Source organism: Mycoplasma sp. 613B (genome assembly GCF_054343485.1).
This window is the reverse complement of the sequence record NZ_JBTGVH010000006.1, coordinates 11539-35487: the sequence shown is the minus strand read 5'-3', so window position 1 is coordinate 35487 and position 23949 is coordinate 11539. Positions and strand designations below refer to the sequence as shown.

Here is a 23949-nt window from a genome sequence, read left to right as displayed (position 1 = left end):
GTTAAATTAAAATTAACAAGTAAAAAAATAAATTCAAACCCGAAAACCACTGTAAAACAGTATTATTTGGAAATTTTGAAACTAAACTGGGAAATAAAAAAAGTCAGCAAATAAATGCTAACTTTCTTATAATGTTTCAAGTTCTTTTTCTTTTTTTCAAGGTTGTTTTTTATCAATATGATCAATAAACAATTTTCCTTGTAAGTGATCGAGTTCATGTTGAAAAACAATTGCAACATATCCTGAAACGGTTCATATTTTTTTTTCTTTACTAAAATATGAATAACCTTCAACTTTAATTCTTTTTCTTCTTCTAACAAAACCTTCTTGATGTGGTCATTTTTCATTAACACTTAAACAACCTTCACCATGATGAAGAGCAATTTTGTCTTCAGAAAAACCAAGTATTTTTGGATTTATAATAATATCTCTAAATACTATATCATCAGGTCCATTATTAACATTAATATAGAACATATTTTTTAAGATTCCATATTGAACAGCAGCAACACCTACACCTGGTCTATACATTTTTTGACCTTCAACTTGTGAATAGTCAATATGATCAATCATTTGTTGTGCTAGAAGTTCATCTTCTTCGGTTAATGGTCAAGGAACATCAATTGATTTTTCTCTTAAAACATTATTTGGTAATTGAATTATTTTAACTTTTTTTCTATTCATATGTATATATTATATAAAAATAATTAAAATTCAAATGCAGCTTTTTTGATTTTATCTTCAATACTTTTAACTTTTTCTTCTTTACTTAAAGAAGCAAAAGGTTCAACTTTTGTACCTGTTAATCAAACTGGTTCAACTACTTGAGCTCCTAAAAAGTGTCAGAATCCTTTTAAATTTTCTGTAAAATTTCCAAAAGGATATCAATCAGCAGGCGCTCCTTGAGAAGTTAAAATTTGAACTTTTAAATGATCTAAAAGACCTTTTGCTTCTCCTTTTTTGCTGTATTTGTAACTAAAAGTTACATTAGCCATTGAAATAGCATCAATAAAGTTTTTGACAACTGCTGAATAGTTAAAATTAATCATTGAAGTTGAAAAAACAACTTTTTGCACACTTTTTAATAAATCAACTAATTTCATTGCTTCTACATCTTGTCAAAAAGTTTTCATATTTTCTGAATTTAAAGAGATAGAAGCTACTTTTTCTTTATTTAAATCCAATTCAATAATTTTATGTGTTGGATTTTTTTCTTTATAAAATTCTACAAATTTATCTGACATTAATTTTGAATTTGAAGATTCTCTAGACAAAATAGAACCTTTTATAACTAAAACTTTCATTTTTCCTTCTTTCTTTTTTATTAAATTAATTTGCTAAGGTATTATATTATAAAAAGTAGTAAAATTTTCAAAAAGTTTATTTTTAGCAAAAAAATAGTATAATTTTTTATATTTTATTAAAAAATGAGGTATTTACTATGTTTAAATTATTAAAAGAAATTTTTAAATCTTTATCTAAAAATAAAATAACAACAATAAGTTTATCTATTTTACTTTTTTTAACTACAGGAGTTTTTACTTTACTTTTTAGTGTAAAAGAATCTTTTAATAGACAAATAAATAGATATAATGCAGTTTCTAAATTACATGATTCAACAGTAGATTTAGATGTTAACTTTAGTGGTAACGCTAAAGATAACGGATATAAAAAAGAAACACCAATTGAATACACTTTGGATCAAAAAACTATAACAGAAATTTTAGATTTTCAAATAAAATCACAATTTATTTTGCTTTCTGATTTAGGAGTTAAGGGTGAAAAAGCAAATTATTATATAAGTGCTCAAGACTTTTTATTTCAGTATGAAGTTAATAAAAATATAAATAATATCGATAATAAAGATTTTAATTTTGATTTAAAAAATAAACAATTTCAAGTTTTAAAAAACGATAGCAAATTTTTTAAAACTTATTTAAAAAATGCTGATGGAACATTTAAAGAAAAAGAAATTTCCTATTACTTAAACAAGGATAATACTGCAGTTTTTTTAGACAAAAGATACAAAATTTCTGAAGTTATAAACATTTCAAGTAACGGTTCAGAAGGCTACTTATTACATAATCAAGGTGAAGATCATATAATATCTTCCATAAATAGAATGGGAATTAATTTAAATACCAAAGAAGCAACTTTTGATGTTTCTAAAATCAACTCATGAGAAAGAAATGGTATTTTATATTTATTAACAGAAGATGAAACAGCAAAATTAATCGGAGTTCATAAAGATAATAACAATAATTGAAAGTTATTTTATAAAAAAGATTATACAAGTGAATTATTTAGTTGAGATAACATAGCAAAATGATCGGCTCCTCAACAAGTTTGAAACTATAATATTGTTTTAAAACCTGATGGTTTAATGAATGGTAGTGAAAATACAGCTCCTGTAATTAAAAAGTTATTTTTAAAAAACGACATTCATAAATCACTGCCAGATTTTTTCCAATTTTCTAAATCTAATGTTTATAAACTTAAAGATGAATGAGTTTCAAGAGTTAGTTATCAAACCAAATTTATTTTACATAATTTTACTTTGTTAGATATTGAACCAGAAAAAGGAAATTTTTCTAAAAATTTTTCTAATTATTTAGCAAATTTAAAAGAGAATGATCCTGAAGAATTTAAAAAAATTGAAAAGCTACATTATTGAGAAAAGCAAATAGTAAAAACTATCTCAAATAAAGAACCTATTGTTATTAGTCAAAATCTTTTAAAAGATGATTTAACTTTATTAATAAAAGGACCAGATGGTAAAACCACATCAATTAAGGATATTGAAAATTTAGGAAACAATTATAATATTCAAAATTTAACTTCACAGCAATTAGCATCTTTATCCAATGAAGAAATAGTAGATTTAACTTATTTAAAACTTAGAAATGCAGTTTCTACAACAATAAAAAACAAAATCTTTGATTATGTGAAAAACGAAAAAGAAGTTGATTCAGTTGGTAGAAGAAGATTTATTACTACAACAGCAATAGATGAAAAAAAAGGAGAAAACAAAATTTTTCAATTTATTGATGCAGGAATAAATGAAGAATATTTTGATCCAAACCACAAGCAAGAAGTAGGAAAACTTTTTAATGAATATTTTCATAAAAGTAACTTATTTATTAATGCTGATCCTAATTTTGATAAAAATGAATTCAATCCTGTATATAGTGCAGAAATTATAAATGCCATTTTTCAAGGTTTTGTTCCTGATTCTAAATACTTAAATCCAACCATTGAATTTATTGATATTCCTTCTAGTCAAAAGTTAGCTTTATTTCCTGCAAATTTTTCAAAAGAAAAAGTAGTAATTTTAGAAAATAAAGAAAAAACAGTGAATTTTGCTGTTGGAAATTCAAAAAATGGTTATACTCTTTATGAAAAAACACAAGATTCCTGAATTAAAGTTTTAGTTGATAATAAAGAGTTTTTAACTCTTACAGAATTAAATAATTTTATGGAATCTAAACATTTAGGTCTAAAAGTTTCTGTAGGAGAAAATGGTTGATACAAAACAGATGAAAACTTTTCAAATACTTATAATGTTCCTTTCATATATAGAGCACCTTCCAGCGCCTTACTAAAAGAAATAGAAACATCAAAAACAGTAAAAACACTTTTTGATAGTCTTAAAAAAACAATAGTTAATAGTGAATTAGTTAGAGAAAACTTCATAAAAGTAGATGAATTAGATAAACTATTAACTGCAACTCAAGATGCTTTTTTCGTTACTGAATATTATGATATTTTTACAAAAGGTAAAAATAATCAATCTTTAATGCAAAGAATGATTTTTGAGTCACTTTATTTAGCAACTATTCAAAATGATGATCAATTTTTAAACAAAATATTTAATAATTTTCTTGAAAACATTCAAAACAAAATTAGAGATAATGGAACTACATTAGATGAACAAAAAACTTATTTTATTGATAACATAGATAAAATAGGTCAAATTCTTTCTAATTTAGGAATTAATGTTTGAAGTGATATTTTAAAAGATAATACAAAAGAAGAGTTAAAAACTATAATAAATAACCCAATTGAATTTATTGATGGTTTAAAAACAATAATTTTATCAATTGATTTTAAATCTTTTTTAACTGATATTCACAATTGATACGAAAACAAATGAAATAAACAAGAGAGAAACGATTCCACTCATGCTTATTATTATTTTAGTGTTTCAGATTTAGTTATTCCATTAATTAAATCCGTTGATTTTGATGTATTTAAAAAAGGTGCAACTATATTAGTTAAAAATATTAATTTTGATTCTTTACTTTCTACCGCTTATAATAAATCAGAGCAAAAATATAAAGGAATTTTATTCAATAAACTTATTAATTCTTATAAAGAAAGTGTTTTAAAAGAAAAAATCACCACTTCTTTAGTTAATATTTTTGACAAAATTAACACAAATAAAGATAAAAATAATTCTTCTGAAAATTTTAAAAACATAAATTCAGGTTTAACTAAAATAATTTCTATTTTAGATAAAGATAGACTTTTAAATATAGTAGAAAATTCTTTAGAAAACACTTATTTTGAAGATTATAAATTTGTAAATGAATCAAAAGATCCGCAAAAAGTTTTATTTGTTGCTAAAACTCTTAAAACATCTAATTTAATAACTGCATTTATTTCAACATTTTTTAAAGATTCTGCAACTACCCATACTCTTTTTAGAGCAATAGAAGAAACATTAAATTTATCTGGTAAAACCAAAAAAGAAGGTGCATTAGGTATAACTTATTCAGTACCAGATAAAGATGCTGAAAAACTTGACTTGTTCGATTTACAAAATTTAGAGTTATTATCATATGCTAAATTTGAGGAATTAATTAAACTTTCTGACAAAGTTGATAATAAAATTTTAATCGATAAAGAATTCAATAATACGGAAATTTCCTTTATAAAAAGATATTTATTTTTTGGAAAAGACATCATAAAAGATGCTGATGAAATAAGTCAAAGAAACTCTATTTTTAAAGAAACATTAAAACTTTTCACTTTTAGTAAGTTTACTAAATCAAATAATTCGTTTGTTATAAAAAATACAAATTCTAACTCTACTTTAGCAGACAATTTATATGAGATTTTTATCGAGAACACAAAAGGTAACACAGCCTTTAATACAGCAAAACCAAAAGCTAGAGAAATTGTAAGTAATGTTGTTTATTCTTCTGAATATTCTAGTTCTGTAAATAGTTTGATTTTTTATGATTTTTGAATTAAATTTGTTTCTGAAAATAGTCAATTGAGTTCAACGGAATTAAAAGAAGTTTTCAATTTCTTTTTTAGAGAAGCACAAAATCAAAATTCTTATTTATACAAAGAATTAATTGAAACACAATTGTATGATTCTAAGAAAAACTTTGAAAATAGATCATTTTTCTCTAAAGGACTAGACATTCAACCAATAGGACGTGGTATAGCACAACCTTTTGATTCTGCAGATACTTTATTTAAAAACATACCAAATACTGCTGATGCTAATGAATGAAAAAATAAAATAAATAAATTATTTGATTCTGAAATTTATAAAAAGAAAAATGCTATTACAGGTTTAGATTTAGCTGATTGACTTATTTTAAATAAAGTTTCTTTAGTTTCTAATTTAGCACAAATTGCAACAAATGAGAGATATCATAAAGACGCTACAAATTACTTTGTTAATTTACAAAAATCATTTGATTTATTAAACGATTTTGCTTCTAAAGGTGACTTAAATAGAGAAATTTTAAATAATTTAAGAAAGAATTTTGCAACTCAATCTGCTGTTTTTACTTCTTTAGGTTTATCAGACACTGTATCATCAACATATTCTAGTGTTATTTTCCCAATAGTAGCAGCTTGATTTACCTCGAATCCAGCAGGAACAGATAATACAGAAAATAACTCTAATTTAACCTTTGTTTTAAATAATAGAGTAACTGATTTTTCAAAAATTATTAATGAAAATCCTGATAATTATAGAGATATAATAAAAGGAAGATTTTATAATTTATATAGCGATTCTCTTTTTGAATATCATTTAGAAAATCATAGTGTTAAAGGTTTATCATTAGATCTTTCCTATGTAGATTACTTAAATAAAAAAGTATTTTCAATTGACAATCAAGACACCATTTTATTTGATATTAACATTAATAAAATCTTTTTAGATTTAATTAATGCTTCTACAATAATAAGAGAAGAAAATAAATTTTTAGTATTTAAAGATGTTCGTTCCTTGGTTGCAAAAGTAAATTCTAGTTTTTTAAATGAAAACAATAAAGAAATATATAAAGAAAAATTACCTTCTAGTTATATAGAGTTAGAAAAACTAATAAATAGTTTAGATGAAAAATACATAATAAATGTAAGTGGTTCTAAATTTTTAATAGTAGGTGATGAGCAAACTATCGATTATTTATTCCCTGTAATAAATGAAGAAAATTTACAAGTTAATATTAAAAACCAAGCACTTGTTTATGTTAATAAATGAGGTTTTGATAGAGCTCGTGAATCCTTTAGAGGTAGCGCTTTAAAAGATTATTTACTTGTTAAAACAAAACCAGGAACAAATGTTCAAGAATTTAATGAAAAAACAAATAGAGAAATAGCTAATAATTTTGGAAATATAGTAACTAAAAAAGTCTTTTCTAAAGATGAATTAGATATTATTAATCCAGAAAGAAGTTTAAGAATTTCAACAGCTTTTTCATTGATTCAACTTATATCAAATGCTAACTTTTATATGGTTGCATTAATGTCTATATTAATAATTATTTCTACCGTATTTATTACAAAAAGATATATATCTACAAGAAATAAGGTAATAGGGATTTTAAGAGCTCAGGGTTATAACTCTTGAATGATAGCTTTCTCATTTATTTCTTTCCCTTTCATTACAACATTTATAGGTGGAACTGTTGGATATATAGTTGGGTTATCGTTACAACAAGTGTTAAAAAACGCCTTTTCATCTTATTGAACTTTACCGACTCAGAGTATATCATTTGAATGAATTCCTTTTGTTTTAACTATTATTCTTCCATTTTTCTTACTTTCAGCTTTAGTTATATTATCTGCTTTATGAATTTTAAGAAAAAAACCAATTGATTTAATGTCTGGTATAGTTGAAATTAATGTTTCAAAATTTGCTATGGTATTTCTAAAAATATTTAGATTTGCTAATGTAAAAACTAAATTTGTTGCTTCATTATCTGTAAATAGTTTTTGAAAATTAATTTCATTAATGATTTCAACAACCTTAACAGCCTTTATTTCTATTTTCTCAATTTCTTCAAATGGAGTATTTAATGAGACTGTAAATAAAACATACCAAAAGAGAAATTATAAGTATAAGTTAGATTTAGAAACACCTACTATCGAAGCTGGACAATATCAAACTTTTGATAAAAATCAATTAGAAAATCTTTTATATGTTCCTTTAGGGGTTGCTTCTGAATCTAATGTTGAAGCAAATAATTACTTCAAACCAGGTAGAGCTCTTGTAAATGGTGATTCAGACAAAAATGGTAATCCAAAAGAAAATGATCCCCATATTTTAACAAGAGCGTCACTTCAATTACAAGTAGAATCATCATTATCCATCTCACCTTGAGATATAGTTTTAAATTCAATGCCTGATAGTCAAAGATCAAGAACTTTAGAAATTTCTAAAATGGCAATTTCAGAAATAGAAAAAACTCAAGATATTCATTTTGTAGAAAAAGTTGATATCACAGGCAAAAAATACAACTTTGAATTTGTAGGAACAGAAGCAAACCCACAAAACTATTTTAAATACATTGAAAATGAAAATGTTTCAACTGGTGGTAAATTCTGATATATGGTATGAAATGTTCAAACTCAAGAATATGATAGAGAAGCAATAACTACTTCTCAACATAGAGATTTATATAGAAAATTCTTAGTAGATGCTTATAAAAAAATTCCTTCTAATGATTTTTATATAGCGTTTAACGGTATTTTATTTAACAATCAAACAAACGAAAAATACACATATATTAATACTTCTTATAATGAAGAAAACAGTTTAAAAATTTATGGTTATAATAACAATTCTAAATATGTATCAATCCAAGATGAAAAAGGTGTTAATTTAATCGAATTAATGGAAAAAACACAGGTAATTAATGATGTTTATCCTATTTCTGTTAATTATGTATTTTTAAATAAAAACAACTTAAAACTCGGTGATACAATTGAATTAGAAGTTAAAAATCCTATTGATAGATATATAAGAATTTTAGAAGGAAATTCCTTTAGAAAATATAAATTTAAAATAGTTGGTATTATAAATACTTTCATTAATAGTGAGTTAGTTACAACAAGAAAAATAGCAAATCATTTAACTGGATTAAGTGAACTAGATCAAGATGGATTCAATGGTATTTTATCTAACGATGTTACTCCAGAGCAAACTATTGGTTCTGTTGGTTTATATGCAAATTCTGGATATTGATTTGGTGGAGACCTAATTAATATTGAGACAAAAGAACAATATGAAACAGCCTTTGCACAAATATATTCAAACAGCGATGATCAACCTGGTGTATTAAAAAATAATGGTTATAGTAATGAATTAATCAAAAAATTATTAACATTTAAAGAAAGAACAATTACTGATGTTGAAAATATCGATTTAAGCTATAAGAATATTACAAGTGATAAATTTAAGAGTGAAAACGCAACCTTAATTAAACAAGGTGTAAATAATTTCATCGACTTATATTCTAAAAATGTTTATAATTCGCTTTCTACAAATGTAGATGCTAAAGATATTCAAATAGGTTTTGTTAATAATATTGCTAATACAGTTTCAAAATTAACACTATCTATAGTTATTATTTTCTTTTTAGTTTCTGTTGTTATTCTAATTATGATTTCAAATATCATAATTACGGAGAACGAAAAAAACATTGCTATATTTTCAATCTTGGGATACAATAACAAAGAGAAAATAAAACTATTTTTTGGAATTTATTTACCTTTAATAATTGTTGCTACAATTATTGCTATTCCATTAGTTATTGGATTTATTGCTTTATTTAATGCGTTTTTAGTTTCATCTAGTTCTATTGCTCTAATACTTACTTTAAAATGATGACATGCTTTAACTGCAATAGGAATTTTATTCTTTGTTTATGGACTTACATCTCTTATTGCTTGAATTAATTTAAATAAAATTAAAGCTATTTATTTATTGAAAGGAAAATAATGACAGAAAACCAAAATAAGAAAGAACTAAAAGGTAAAATAAAAGAAGAAAATGCAGTTTTACTTACTAAAAACGAAATAAAAAAAATCAAAAAAGCAAATAGTAAACCAAAGAAAAAACACAAAGATATGATCACACAAAATACAGAAAATAATATCATTGAAATTTTCGATGTTAAAAAATCTTATCTTTCTGGTTCGATAATAACTTCTGTTTTAAAAGGTGTTACTTTAAAAATAGAAAAAGGAGATTTTGCGGTTTTATTTGGAAAATCAGGTTCAGGAAAATCTACATTATTAAACATTATTTCTGGTTTAGATAGAGCATCAGAAGGTGAAGTTATTGTTGCAAATAATAATTTGACATATTACAATGATTCAAAATTAACAAAATTCAGAAGAGAAAATGTTAGTTTTATTTTTCAAAGTTATAATTTACTGCAAAATTTAAATGGTTATGATAATGTTGAAACAGGAGCCTATTTACAAAAAGATAAAAAGAAAGTTTTAAATATTAATAATCTTTTTAAAGAATTTGAAATAGAAGACATTAAATATAAATATCCATCTCAAATGTCTGGAGGGCAACAACAAAGAATTTCTATATTAAGAGCATTATCAAAAAATGCAGAAATTATTTTTGCTGATGAACCTACAGGCGCTTTAGATGAAAAAACATCAAAAGCAGTTTTAAAAATATTACAATATATCAATAAAACTTATGGGACCACAATTGTAATGGTTTCTCACGATCCAACAGTTGCTGAGTTATGTAATAAAGTTATTAAATTAGCTTCTGGAAAAATAGAAGAAATAATAATAAATGCTAATCCTAAAGTTTTATAAATAAAAATTCCTTTATATAAGATTTGTTCTTTTATAAAGGAATTTTCTTTATTTTAGAGATCAGATTCTAGTTCTAAAATCAGGTCTCGGATTTGAATTGCTTTTTCTAAATCATCTTTAGCAATATATTCATTTTTTTGTTTTATTAGTGCTTTTATTATTTCTTCTTTTTCTTTTTTATCTTTTACTTTTGAAGATTTTTCTAAAGCATCAATTGTTTCAACTGATTGAATGGGGTCAAAAATAGGTTTAATGATAGTTTTAGGAATGATGTTGTTCTTTTTATTATATTCCATTTGAATTTTTCTTTTTTCTTCATTATCTTTTAAAGTAGCTGCAATATTACTTGTAATAGAATCAGCAAATAAAATTGCTCTACCATGATCATTTCTAGCTACTCTACCAATCATTTGAATTAGTGCAGCTTTTGTTCTGGAGAATGAGTTGGTATCGGCTTCAAGAATCATAATTAAAGAAACCTCCGGTAAATCTATACCTTCTCTTAATAGATTAACTCCCACAACAACATCGTAAATTCCCTTACGTAATTTTCTTAATATGTCATTTCTTTCAAAAGTTTTGTGTTCAGAATGGATATAAGCTGATTTATAGTGTTTTTCTCTAAAATTAGATGATAACTCTTCTGCCATTCTTTTGGTTCCTGTTATGATAATAACTCTTTCATTATTTTTAATTTGATTATCAATTTCTTTATACATAGTTTCTAATTGATTTTTAGTTGATTTAATTTCAATTATTGGATCAACAAGACCAGTAGGTCTTATGATTTGTGTTGTAATTTCTCCGTGCGTTTTGTCAACTTCATAATCTGAAGGAGTAGCTGAAATATAAATAATTTGATTATCTATTTCTTCAAATTCTTCAAATTTTAAAGGTCTATTATCTAAAGCGGAAGGCAAACGAAAACCATAATCTACAAGATTTCTTTTTCTTTGATAATCACCTTTATACATTGCTTGTAGTTGTGGAACTGTCATATGTGATTCATCAATAAAGATAAGTGCGTCTTTAGGTAAATAATCAAAAAGTGTATAAGGTTTTTCACCTTCTCTTCTATCATCCATATGTCTTGAATAGTTTTCTATTCCAGAACAAAAACCAAATTCTTTTAATGAATCAATGTCGTTGCGAACTCTGTCATTTAATCTTTGTTTTTCAACTAATTTATTTTCTTTTTCAAAATAAGATAATCTTTCTTCTAATTCTGTTTCAATAGTTTTAACAGCTCTTTCAATTGTATCATTAGTTACTGTATAAGAGTTTGCTGGATAAATAACAAAATTTTTAACTTTTTTTGTAGTTTTTTTGCTTAATTTTTCTTGATAGACTATATTTTCAATTTCATCATCAAAAAAATCAATTCTAATAGTTAATTCTTCAGTTCATACAGGAAAAAGTTCTACAACATCCCCTTTAGTTCTAAATTTTCCCGGTTCTAAATCAATATCAGTTCTTTCATAACCTATTTTTGCTAAAGTTCTAAATAAATCACTCCTATTTAATTTCATCCCTACTTCAATATAAAATAGATTAGATTGATATTCTTTTGGATCAAGTGCCCCGTAAATTGCAGCAACAGAAGAGACAACAATTGTGTCTCTTCTAGTTACTAATGCATTGATAGTGGACATTCTCATAGATTCTAAATCTCAGTTTGTTTTGCTGGATTTTTCCGTATAAACATCTTTAGCTGGTAAGTAAGATTCTGGTCTATAGTAGTCAAAGTGAGAAACAAAATATTCTACTTTGTTTTCTGGAAACAAACTTTTCATCTCTGAAAAGAGTTGTGAAGCTAAAGTTTTGTTATGTGATAAAATCAGAGCTGGTCTATTTGTTTCTTTGATAACATTAGCCATAGTAAAAGTCTTTCCACTACCTGTAACACCAAGTAAGACTTGATATTTTTTATTATTTTTTATTCCGTCGGAAAGTTCTTTAATTGCTTTTGGTTGATCGCCTTGAGGCTTATTTTTTGAAATTAAATTATACATATTATTTAAATTATAATTGGAAAATAAAATAATAGTGTAAAATTTAAACTATGAAAAAAATATTTTTATCTATAAGTCCATTATTAGTTTTACCTATCGTCGCTGTTTCTTGTGGTGACAATAATGCAAATACCAAACAAGGAGAGAATCTTGTAAATAAGAAAAATGATAAAGGAGAATTTGTTAATGTTATATTTGACAAAGAACATAAAACCTTTACATTAGACTTGAGTAAAGAATCCATTACAACTATATACACAGGAGCTTTTGCTGGTGAAAAAAGTAGAGAAATTTTATTAAGTGAAACAATAAAAAAAGATGGTGTTGATAACCAAGTTATCGTTTCTTATCATCTTAAAAAAATTATTTTTCCTCAAACTTTAGAAATAATTGAAGATTCAGCTTTCACAAATAGAACATTACCAACATCAAAAATAGATTATGAGTTGCAAGAATTAGATTTTTCAAAAGCAACTATTTTAAAAACAATAGGTAATTATGCATTTGAAACAAACAAAATAAAAGAAATTATTTTACCAGATTCAGTAACTTATATTGGAAAACAAGCATTTGCAAATAATCAAATTTCAAAATTTGTTATTTCAGAAAATTCTAATTTAAAATCAATAGGCATTTCAGCCTTTTTTAACAATGAAATTACTTCTTTAGATTTTAAATCAAATAAATTGGAGTTAATTTCAAAAGCAGCATTTGAAAGAAATAAAATAACATCAGTTCACTTTGTAGAACCATTATCAAAATTAATAATAAGTAAAGAAGCATTTAAATTAAATGATATAAAAACAAATAATATTAATGAAATTGATAAAGAAAAAGTAAGTATTGCTTCTGATGCATTTGACAAATCAAATTAGTTTTAAAAAATAAATTAAAAATATCAAACTTGTTAGTTTGATATTTTTGTTTTTATTTTTTGTCACCTTCTTTAAATATTTCAGAAGCAACACTCATTGTTTTAGCAACGTCACCTAAGTTAGGTGGTAAAATAATTTTAGTTGCTTGGCCGTTAGCTAGAACTCCAAGTTGTTCAATAGATTTTAAAGTAAGAATATTTTTTGTAATATTTGTTTGATTTAATAATTCAATTGCTTTTTGATCGGCTTCAGCTTTTAATACTTCAGCTGTTTTTTTAGCTTCAGCTTTTAGAATTTCTGATTGTTTATCAGCTTCAGCTTCAAGAATTTTAGCAGCTTTTTGCCCTTCAGCAAGAAGGATTTGAGAAGCTTTTTTTCCTTCTGCTTCAAGAATATTTGCTCTTTTTTCTCTTTCTGCTTTCATTTGTTTTTCCATTGCTGATTGAATTTCTTTAGGAGGGATAATATTCTTAATCTCTACTCTATGTACTTTAATTCCTCAAGAATCAGACGCTTCATCTAAAATTAATGTTAATTGAGAGTTGATAGTATCTCTTGAAATTAATGCTTCATCTAATTCTAATTCACCAAGTAGATTTCTTAGTGTTGTAGCACAAAGGTTTTCAATGGCTTTCATAGAGTTTTCTGCTCCATAAACAAAGAGTTTAGGATCTGTAATTTCTAAAAAGACAACTGTATCAACTCTTATTCCTGCATTATCTTTAGTAATAACATCTTGTTCTGGGAAATCTAAAACTTTTTCTTTAAAGTTTTCTCTTTTAACAATTCTGTCTACAAAAGGTAAAAGGAAATTTATTCCATTTTTAAGTGTTTTGTTATATTTACCAAGTCTTTCAACTACAGCAAACTCAGATTGTGGAATAATTCTAATGCTTCTTATTAAAGCTATTATTAATAATATAATTATCGCAATAGCAAGAACAGAAACAATAATAATTCAAATCATACTAATTTTCCTTTTGAGTTGTTTTTTCTATGTAAAGGATATTTCCTTTTACAAATTTAACTTTTACTCAATTTCCTTTCTCTATTTTTCCTTGACCTTCAACTGAAATAGTTCTATAAAATTTACCATCAATTTTAATTTTTCCATAATTTTGAGTATCTTCTCCATATTCATAACTATCTTCAATTAAAATGTTAGGCTTAGATTTAGTTAAACCTTGAATTCTTTCTACACCTATTTTGGTAGAATAAAGTCTATTTTTAAGTAATTTATATGTTGAAAAATAGATAATAATTCAAACAACAATAAAAGTAAGAATTTGAGCTATTATGCTTCAATAAACACCTTTAGTTGCTAAAGCGATAATTAATGAAGGAATAGCACTTATACTTGTTAATGCTGTTCAAATTCCATTAGTAGCTAGTTCTAAAATGATAAAACTTAATATTATCAATAATCAAATTACTATAAAAATAATTTTTATTACATCTTGTGGCATATTAAAATAATTTAATTACTTAACATTTCTTTTTAAGTTGTGGAAAGTTTTTTCTCCATCATATTCAGCTGCTTCAGCTAATTCTTCTTCAATTGCTAATAATCTGTTATATTTTGCAACTCTATCTGTTCTTGATAAAGAACCAGTTTTAATTTGACCTGCATTTACTGCAACTGCTAAATCAGCAATTGTTGTATCTTCTGATTCACCTGAACGATGTGATACAACAGCTGTAAATCCTGCTTTATGTGCTAATTCAATTGTGTCAAGTGTTTCAGAAACTGAACCAATTTGATTTAATTTAATTAAAATTGAGTTAATTGAACCTTGTGCAATAGCTTCTGATAAAATAGAAGCATTTGTAACAGTTAAATCATCTCCCATTATTTGGTGAGTTGAACCAAATTTTTGATTAAATTTTTTAAATCCTTCTCAGTCTGATTCTGCAAATCCATCTTCTACAGAAATAATTGGATATTTTGCAAATAATTTTCCATAGTATTCTACTAATTCATCTGTTGTAAATTCAACTTTGTCAGTTAAACTTGCAAATCCTTCTTTTTTAGCTTCAATAGCTGTTTTTAATTTTCCAAAAGTATATTTTTTAGTTTTTGAATCATATAACTCTGATGATGCAGCATCTAAAGCAATAGCAACAGCATTTTCACCTTTGGTTGCTGGTGTAAATCCTGCAACTTTAATAGCTTCAACTAAAAAGTCTAAAGCTTCTTCGTGTGATTTTAAGTTAGGAGCAAATCCACCTTCATCACCAACTTGTGTTCCGTGTCCTGCTTTTTTTAATAATTTAGCTAAGTTGTGGAAAACTTTATTAGCCATTTGTAAAGCTTCTCTTATTGTTTTTGCACCTAAAGGCATAACCATAAATTCTTGGAAATCGATGGTATTTGATGCGTGTTCCCCACCATTAATAACGTTTAACATTGGAACTGGCAATTTTCTTGCGTTTGTTCCTCCGATATATTTATATAAAGGAATTTCTAATTCATCTGCTGCGGCTCTAAGAACAGCTAAAGATACTCCAAGAATAGCATTAGCACCTAAATTTTTCTTAAATGGAGTACCATCTAATTTAATCATTGCTAAGTCTATTTTTCTTTGATCTGTAACTTCCATCCCCAAAACAATAGGAGCAATTTTTTCATTAACGTTTTTAACTGCTTGCATAACTCCTTTTCCACCAAATCAATTTGATGCAAAAGCGTTATCTTGATCTCTTAATTCTAAAGCTTCTCTTGTCCCTGTTGAAGCACCTGATGGAACAATGGCTGAACCAAAACCACCAAATTCTGTTTTAACTTCTACTTGAACAGTAGGATTACCTCTTGAATCTAACACTTCACGAGCGTGAATGCTTGTAATTTTTGACATTTTTCTCCTTAATAAAATTTTTTATATTTAATAAAAATTATACATTAAAAAGAAATAAAAATATTTATATTTATCTAAAAAAAAGAAAAAATAAAGAACAGATAAACAGTGAAAATTTGTTCTTGATTTTGATATTGAAAACGTAATGTAATTTTCAAAATGGATTTTCAATTTTTTTATATTTTTAATTATTAAGATTAGTTATTATAATAACACTTTAAAAGATTTAAAAACTTAGAAAGGAGACTAAAATATAATAGGGGGTATACACAAAATAATCTAATAACAAGAATATAACAATAATAAAAAAATAAATACAATAATTTTAAATTTAATAAATGAAAATATTTGGTTGATAACAACCATAAATAATTATATACCTAAAATAAATAATTTGTTAAAAAAAAATCATTTTTTTCAAAAAAACATAAAAAAATTTGAACTTTTTATTATTACTTCAGAAGTAAATTGATTAAAATATAATTAAATTAAATAAAAATAGTTTTGATTTATAAAAGAAATTTAAATTATTTTGTAAGTTTTTTAAATTAATACATAAGATAATAACTAAAAAGTCTAGTAGATTATTTTCAGATACTAGAATTTTTATTGAATTAATAGATTTGTTGGTTGAAATTATTAAAAATTCATCAAAAAATGATAATTATTTTTATTAGTTTTTATTATATTATAACTAAAAAAACATTGCAAAATGATATAATTAAAATAGACTTAAATAAATTTAAGTCAAAAATTAAAAAAGGATCAAAAGTATTAAGAAAATGAAAAAAAGTATTTTATTTATAACTGCAATACCTGGTATATTACTACCCATAACACTAACACAAACAAGCATTGCAAAAAATGAAGAAAAAAAATGATATGATAAAATTAATAATTCTAAAATAGAAGTTAGAGATTTTTTTTCTGTTTTTACAAATTCAAACAATAAAAATTTAGTAAATTATGATAATGAGTTTGAGTTAAAATTATTATTAAATCATAATTATTTAGATACTACTGAAATGACTAACTCCAATTTCATAACAGAAAAAAATAAAAACTTTATTGAGTTTATAAGAAAAAAAGGTGCAAACTTTAAAAAAAGTGAAATTAGTTTTGAAACACCTATTGTTTGATTATATTTTGAAAACGAAGAGCAAAGAGAAAAATTGGTAAATTTTTTAATTTCTGAAAAAGATATTCAAAAATTTATTTTATATAAAAATGATTTAAAAGATAATTTTAAAAAAGAAAATAATAATTCTTTAAATGGTCATACAATTTTTTCTCATAAAAAAAAGGATTTTGATATTACAAACAAAGAAGAATTGTATAGAACATTAAATTTTAATAAACAAATTGAAAGAGATAAAAATTCAAATTTTTATAAAAAAAATTCTGAAATAGGAATTTTAGAATACAAAGATGTATTTCAATCAAACCTAACAGATAATTTTGACGAAAACGGTATTGAATTTTTAGATTCACATATAACAGAAGGAGATTTTCACGGATTAATAGTATCTTCTGTTGCGGCTGGTGATGAAGGTTTTGATTCCAAATCAAAAATTGTAATTTCTGCATACAGAACAAACTCCGATTGACAAAAACAAATCGAAAAAATGGTTACAGAAAAAAAATTAAAAATAATTAATCACAGTTATGGTTCTTCTAGAGAAGATAAATTTAAATTGTATGATGAAGATAGTTATTTTGTGGATTACATTTCAAGAAAATATGGAGTAGTAAATGTTTTTTCTTCTGGAAACGGAAATGCTAATAATGGTCAAATGGAATGAATAAATAGATATTCTTTATCTTTTAATTCTGTTGTAGTGGGTGCATTGGATAAAAAACTAAATTCAAATGTTTATGAAAATAGAATAGCAAATTATTCAAATTATAAAATTCATTCTGATTATAATTCTATTGCAAAACCTTTAGTAGTAGCACCAGGACACATTGAAATGAAAATTTTAAATAATGAAGGAACAAGTTTTTCATCTCCAATTATAGCGGGAGTAATTTCGACTTTATTAAGAGAAAAAGAGTTTTTAAACAATGATAATTTTAGAATTCCATCAGTTAAGAGTATTTTAAGTTCTGCTTCTATCTCTACTAACGATTTAGAACAAATTAAAAAAAGAAGTGGTTATAGTAATAAATACGGAGCAGGTATACCAGATTTTGAACTTATGCTTAAAGCAGCTGATAATTTAGAAACTGTAACTGTAAAAAAAGAAAACAGTGATAGTATAATTAAAATAGGAAAAAGTTTCTTTGTAGAAAAAGGTTCTAAAATAAAATCTTCATTATCTTGATTATTTAATGCTGGTTTATTGCAAAACAAAGAAAAAAGAGCTGAATATAATCCACAAGTAAATTGATGATGATTTTTAGGCCCTTTGGGGGGTGCTATTGCAAATGTAGCAGAACTAAATAGAATAAATTCTGAAAATGAAAAATGAGAAAAAGAACACATAAATGAGTTACAACTTAAAAAAGAAACTGCTTTTTCAAGACAAAATAATAGTAAGTTTTCTGATTATGATTTAATTTTAGAAAAAATGGATAATTCAGGAAATTGAATACAAGTAAGTAGTTCTATTTCTAGTGATTCAAATGATGAATTGATAGAATATAATGTTACAGAATCCTCTAATTTTAGGTTAGTTATTAAAAAGTACAAATCTTCTTTATTTGAAAATTCAATTGAGGATAATTTATCATTTACTTATGTGGTTAAAAAATAAAAGAAAAATATTAATTAGTTTAAGTTTTCCAATGACATTTTCATTATTTTCTTGTGCTCAGAAAGAAGTAAAAGATTATGTTGAACAAATTAAAGTAAAATCAATTTATTTTGAAAATCTCATTAAGATTAAACAAGACCAACAAAATATAAAAGCAAATAATAGTTTTATTTTTGATCAATTTAGAGAAAAATTATTTGAAAGCAAAGAAAATAATTTTAACTTTTTAAATGAAAAAAAATTAATAATAAAAACTATTGATGATTTTGATGAAAAAATTGTTAGTAAAATTAATGAATTATATGATAAATTCAATATAAATAATAGATTAACCAAAGAACAAATTACAAAAATGTTTGAACAAGATTTTCTTAATGGAAATAAATTAGAAAATGAATTAACACAAAACAATTTAATTTTATTAGAAAATGAATCTTTATGATATACTAATGATTTTTTAAATTTTATAATTGATGAAAATACAGTTGATAAGTTTAATATCTTAGAAATATCAGTTTTAAATTTGCCTGGAATTGATAGTGGAGAAACTACGAGAAAAACATCATTAGTTTCACAAAAGAAAAGGTTTACATTAATTAAAACAGAAAAAAATAAAGAAATTGTATTTTCTAAAACAAATGAAGAAGAAAACAAAAAAAATTTACTTAATTTATATAAAGAGTTTCAATACAAAGAGAATTTTTTTATTAAAAATGATTTATTTAAAGATTATTGACCTTTAATATTTCAAAAACAAAAAGAGCAAAATATTTTTACATCAGATGTTTTAATTTTTAAAAATAATTCACTTAATTCAAATAATCTTTTATTTAATGATGACATACACATTATCAATAACAAAGAAGAATTTAAAAATAAAATTATTCCTTCTATTAAGGAATTTTACACAGAAGAGAATAGCGAAACTAAAAAAAGTGAAAATGATATTTTAACAGAACTTGAAAAGATTTTTTTCAAAGATAAAACATTTGATCAAATTTTTGAAAATAATAGCATTGTTATTCATAGAACACTAGAATATAAAACTAATTATAATTATTTAAAACAATCAGTATTAATTAAATCTAAAATTGATGAAGAAAATAAAGTTATTGATTTTTCACTAATTAATGATTCGGATTTTAACTATAATTTAAATGAAAGCTATAATTTATCCAACAGTAAAATTCAATACAATTTCTCTATTGTTCCAAAAAAATATAAAATTAACATTGTAAAAAGTTTATCTTTTAAAACAATTAATGAATTATTGAAAAATAATTAATTTTATGTTTTTGGTTTGTTTTTTTTATAAAGTTTTTTAGCAGTTTCTAATTTTTTAGTCATAAAAAAATTTCTCCTTATAAATATTTTAGTTTAAATATTTGCTATTGAGAAATTTTTACACAAAATGTGTTACGGTCCCTAATTAAAGGTATTAAAAATAGAAAAAGGTATTAAATTACCTTTTTCTATTTAAATTATTCCTCCTTAACATCTGCTTTAAAAGAGTCATTATCTTCATTTGAAGCGTTTGCTTGTGAATTAGCACTTTGTTGTGCAAAAGCTTGAGCAGCTTGTTCTATTTGGTCTAATTTTGTTTTTAATTCATCAATTTTTTCTTCTTTTAATAAAGTTTTTAATTCTTCAATTTGTTTAGTTAACATTTCTTTTTGAGATGCTTCAATTTTATCTCCTTGTTCAGTTAGTGATTTTTCTAACTGGGAAATTAAAGTTTCTGCTCTAACTGTTGTTTCTACTTTTTCTTTTTTCTTTGCATCTGCTTCTCTGTTTTCTTCGGCTTCTTTTATCATTTTTTGAATTTCTTCTTCAGATAGTGTAGATGTATTTTGAATTGTTATTGTTTGTTCTTTGTTTGTTTTTTTGTCTTTTGCTGTAACTTTTGTAATACCATTAACATCGATTGAGAAAGAAACCTCAATTTGTGGTACTCCTCTTGGAGCTGGTTCGATTCCTGATAAGTTAAATGTTCCAAGAACTTTATTATCTGCAGCCATTTGTCTTTCACCTTGAACTACAGAAATTGTAACTTCTGGTTGATTATCAGATGCAGTTGAGAAAATTTGTGACTTAGTTACTGGAATTGTTGTGTTTCTTGGGATTAAAGGGGTTGCAATCCCACCCATTGTTTCAATACCTAGTGTTAAAGGAGTAACATCTAATAATAAAACATCATCAATTTCTCCTGCAAGCACTCCACCTTGAATAGCTGCACCAATTGCTACAACTTCATCAGGGTTAATGCTTCTATTTGGTTTTTTACCTAATGTATGTTCAATCATTGTTTGAACAGCAGGGATTCTTGTAGAACCACCAACTAATAAAATTTCATCTAAATCTTTAGCTTCCAGTTTAGCTTCTTTTAAGGCATCCATAATTGGTTTTCTTGTTTTATCTACAAGATAAGCAGTCATTGCTTCAAATTCTGATCTTTTTAGTTCTAATTCTACATTTATTGGACCGTTTTCAGAAACTGCTAAAAATGGTAATGAAATTGTAGTGATTGATTGTTCAGAAAGAGAAATTTTTGCTTTTTCTGCTTCTTCTTTTAATCTAGCCATTGCCATTTTGTCGTTTGTGGCATCATATTTATATTCACTTTTAATTTTTTCTAAAAGTCATTTAACAATTTCATGGTCTCAATCATCTCCACCAAGTCTATTGTCTCCACTTGTAGAAAGTACTTCGAATGTTCCTGCTGCTAAATCAAGAACAGAAACGTCAAATGTTCCTCCTCCTAAGTCATAAACAAGAACTTTTAATTCTTTATCTGTTTTGTCAAGTCCAAAAGCAAGAGCAGCTGCTGTAGGTTCATTTATTATTCTTAAAACATCTAATCCTGCTATTTTTCCAGCTGTTTTGGTAGCTTCACGTTCTGCGTTATCAAAATAAGCAGGAACAGTAATAACTGCTTTTGAAACCTTTTTGCCAATTTTTTTCTCTGCATATTCTTTTAAATAAGAAAGAATCATTGCTGAAATTTCTTCTGGTTTGTATTCTTTTCCATTTGCTTTTACAGTTTTGCTTGTCCCCATTAATCTTTTGATAGAAGCAATTGCATCTGGATTTGTTTCTAATTGTCTTTTTGCAATTTCTCCAACAATAATATCTCCATTTTTAAAGGAAACTACAGAAGGAGTTGTTCTTTTTCCATTTGGATTTTCTAAAACTATAGGTTTTTTATCTTCAATTATAGAAACAACAGAGTTAGTTGTCCCTAAATCTATTCCTAATACTATTTCTTTTGCCATATTTATTCTCCTTTTTAATAAGTGATTTTTTTTATTTATGAAAACATTATAGCATATTTTTTAGCACTCACAAGTAAAAAGTGCCAAATTTTTAAATTTATAAAAAAATTAAGTTGGAACTCAACTTTTATTTTGATAAATTTTTAATTCTCACTAGATGTTTTTTAATGTTTTCTTCAAATTTTTCTTTGTTTGTTGTTATATTGATAGTTTCTGTAATATATTTATTTTCTGGATTAGAAAAAAACTTATATAAATTTAAATCAAAGAAAATTTTTCCTCATTCAAATTCTTTGTCACATGTAGGGCAAAGCAAAAAACCGTTACATCCTTCAACAATCAATTTATTAGCATCATCGAAAGAAATTTTATTATTTTTAAATTCATTTTTTACATCCGAAACTCTATGTATGTGTGCTGAAATTAAATGTTCTGAAAATTGATAACCACAAACTAAACATTTATCTGGATTTAAATTATTTTCACAATATCAAATTTTTATATTTTCTTTAAAAAGAGGTTGATTTCTTTTTAAGTCTTCTTCAGAGTGGGTTATATCAAAAATAGGTTGAGAAAAGATTGGTTGTTTATTTACTTCAAAATTATTTTGTTTTAAAATTTTTAATAAATTTTGCTTAATTTCAAATAATTTTTCGTTTGTTTTTAAAATTAAAAGTTTTCTCTTAATATCTTTATCTTTTTCAAATATTTTATTGATTACTATTGCACTGATTAAAGAATCTGATGCATTAGCTCCATCAAATTTAGCATATAGTTTAATCTCTTTTTTTAACTCATCATACTCAATATAACTTGATAAATTTCTTTTATTTTGTCTTTTTAAATTTTCTTTTTCTAATTGAAAATGTTTTATATTTTCAAATTTAGTATTCAAATTATTCTTTTGTCTTGATGTTAAACTATAATTAATTTTTACGCCCAAAGTACTAAAAATTTTAAAATCTTTTAAAATTGTTTTTGGAAATTCTTCAATATATAAAAACAAATCTAAAGGATGTAATGATACAGAAATATTTTTTATATTATTTTCATAACTAAACAACAAAACTGGCAAAAAATTCTGCATAATATAAGTGTTTCTAGATTTTGGTTTACCATTTTCTCCTAATTTTTGAGTAAAATAAATTAATTCATTTAATTCTTCAATAACTAAACCCTGAAACTTTACTTCTGTATTTTTTCATTCTACTTCATCATTTATATCAATTTTTTTATCTAGACTTAAAATAAGTTTTATATCACTATATAGTTTGTCAGATTCTTCTTTATTCGCTTCTTTGGTTAAATTTGAAAATAAAGACTTTGAGACAAGTATAGTGAATTTTCTTTTATTACATAAATTCTTTTCCATCTTTTTTATAATCTACTCCTTTTCATACTTGAATATCTTTTTCAAACATTTTATTTGCTATTCACATACTTGCAAAAGAAGGTCTATCTAGATTAAAAACATCATAATTTAAATAATCTTTTGTAAAGCACATTCTCCTTTTTAAATGGACATATTGAACTCTTTCAAATTTTTGTAATTCATTACAAAATTTTTCACTATTTAATGCTTGAATTCCAAAAATTAGTGCTCAAGGTTTGTTAAATTCTAACAATCTTTGCAATAATTTAAATTTACCTCTAAAAGGTGGATTGCTGATAACAATGTCAAAATGTTCTGGTTGATAACTGTAAAAATCTTTGTTTTCTAAGATATGAGATGAAATCACTTTGTAACCATTTTTTTTAAAAATAGTAACAAAATTTGAATCTGGTAAGTCGAAAGGGCATCAAATTATTTTATCTTTAGGAATTTTTGCATTATCAATAAAAAATTGAATATCTTCTTTTGTTGTGTATCACTCATCATCGTTAGCATAATTAAATGCTTTTGTAATTTTATTTTTATTTTTTTCAATTTTGTTTTCAATATACTCATCTAAAAAAGAGTTTAAACCAGATTTTTCTTGAATTTCAATATTGTTTATTTTTTCCATTAGTTCTGCTTTAATTTTTTCTTTCATACTTCTCCCTATATATAATTATTATTATAATTCAAATTATTTTTTATAAAA

At 24.4% G+C, this 23949-nt stretch carries 14 protein-coding genes; 5 read left to right on the top strand and 9 right to left on the bottom strand.

The genetic code is table 4. From position 1 onward, the window contains the following. Positions 1-126: 126 nt before the first annotated feature. Positions 127-684 carry a peptide deformylase gene (gene def / locus ACXX87_RS01510; RefSeq protein ID WP_458559249.1) on the bottom strand — a complete coding sequence of 186 codons (558 nt, stop codon included), beginning with the start codon at positions 682-684 and terminating at the stop codon, positions 127-129. 23 nt (positions 685-707) lie between these two features. Further along, on the bottom strand, positions 708-1304 hold the full coding sequence (locus ACXX87_RS01505; RefSeq protein ID WP_458560547.1) for an FMN-dependent NADH-azoreductase: 597 nt from the start codon (positions 1302-1304) through the stop codon (positions 708-710). 137 nt (positions 1305-1441) lie between these two features. On the opposite strand from ACXX87_RS01505, the gene ACXX87_RS01500 reads away from it, so the two are divergent. Together ACXX87_RS01500 and ACXX87_RS01495 are read left to right on the top strand one after the other, a co-directional pair. Continuing rightward, complete coding sequence (locus ACXX87_RS01500) at positions 1442-9250, top strand: ABC transporter permease (protein WP_458573139.1); 7809 nt, start codon at positions 1442-1444, stop codon at positions 9248-9250. Then, entirely contained in the window at positions 9250-10095 is an 846-nt protein-coding gene (locus ACXX87_RS01495; RefSeq protein WP_458573138.1) for an ABC transporter ATP-binding protein, read from the top strand. Before ACXX87_RS01500 ends, ACXX87_RS01495 begins: the two co-directional genes overlap by 1 nt. A 53-nt stretch (positions 10096-10148) precedes the next feature. Here ACXX87_RS01495 and uvrB read toward each other — a convergent pair whose 3' ends face one another. Then, entirely contained in the window at positions 10149-12107 is a 1959-nt protein-coding gene (uvrB, locus tag ACXX87_RS01490; protein WP_458573137.1) for an excinuclease ABC subunit UvrB, read from the bottom strand. A gap of 50 nt (positions 12108-12157) precedes the next feature. Here uvrB and ACXX87_RS01485 point away from each other — a divergent pair, with 50 nt between their 5' ends. After that, complete coding sequence (locus ACXX87_RS01485; protein WP_458573136.1) at positions 12158-12982, top strand: leucine-rich repeat domain-containing protein; 825 nt, start codon at positions 12158-12160, stop codon at positions 12980-12982. A 52-nt stretch (positions 12983-13034) separates the two neighbouring features. On the opposite strand, the gene ACXX87_RS01480 is transcribed toward ACXX87_RS01485, so the two are convergent. Genes ACXX87_RS01480 through eno form a run of 3 tightly spaced genes read right to left on the bottom strand, consistent with a single transcriptional unit; the run spans position 13035 to position 15837 of the window. After that, positions 13035-13949 (bottom strand): SPFH domain-containing protein, encoded by a 915-nt coding sequence (locus ACXX87_RS01480; protein WP_458557402.1) that lies wholly within the window; start codon positions 13947-13949, stop codon positions 13035-13037. Position 13950: 1 nt separating this feature from the next. Next, complete coding sequence (locus tag ACXX87_RS01475) at positions 13951-14448, bottom strand: NfeD family protein (protein WP_436358878.1); 498 nt, start codon at positions 14446-14448, stop codon at positions 13951-13953. Between the two features lie 15 nt (positions 14449-14463). After that, positions 14464-15837 carry a phosphopyruvate hydratase gene (gene eno, locus ACXX87_RS01470; protein ID WP_458557404.1) on the bottom strand — a complete coding sequence of 458 codons (1374 nt, stop codon included), beginning with the start codon at positions 15835-15837 and terminating at the stop codon, positions 14464-14466. A 782-nt stretch (positions 15838-16619) separates the two neighbouring features. Between eno and ACXX87_RS01465 the strand changes: the two genes are divergently transcribed. Further along, positions 16620-18593, top strand: a complete 1974-nt coding sequence (locus ACXX87_RS01465; protein WP_458573135.1) for a S8 family serine peptidase — start codon at positions 16620-16622, stop codon at positions 18591-18593. 31 nt (positions 18594-18624) lie between these two features. Next, positions 18625-19878 (top strand): hypothetical protein, encoded by a 1254-nt coding sequence (locus tag ACXX87_RS01460; protein ID WP_458573134.1) that lies wholly within the window; start codon positions 18625-18627, stop codon positions 19876-19878. Positions 19879-20074: 196 nt separating this feature from the next. Here ACXX87_RS01460 and dnaK read toward each other — a convergent pair whose 3' ends face one another. The 3 genes from dnaK to ACXX87_RS01445 form a co-directional block, all read right to left on the bottom strand. Then, positions 20075-21865 (bottom strand): molecular chaperone DnaK, encoded by a 1791-nt coding sequence (gene dnaK, locus ACXX87_RS01455; protein ID WP_458559258.1) that lies wholly within the window; start codon positions 21863-21865, stop codon positions 20075-20077. A gap of 127 nt (positions 21866-21992) precedes the next feature. Next, the gene (locus ACXX87_RS01450) at positions 21993-23237 is read right to left on the bottom strand and encodes an HNH endonuclease signature motif containing protein (protein ID WP_458573133.1); all 1245 of its coding nucleotides are present in this window, start codon (positions 23235-23237) and stop codon (positions 21993-21995) included. Next, positions 23218-23898, bottom strand: coding sequence for a hypothetical protein (locus ACXX87_RS01445; protein ID WP_458573132.1), 681 nt, complete (start codon positions 23896-23898; stop codon positions 23218-23220). The genes ACXX87_RS01450 and ACXX87_RS01445 overlap by 20 nt, the downstream gene beginning before the upstream one ends. Positions 23899-23949 lie beyond the last annotated feature (51 nt).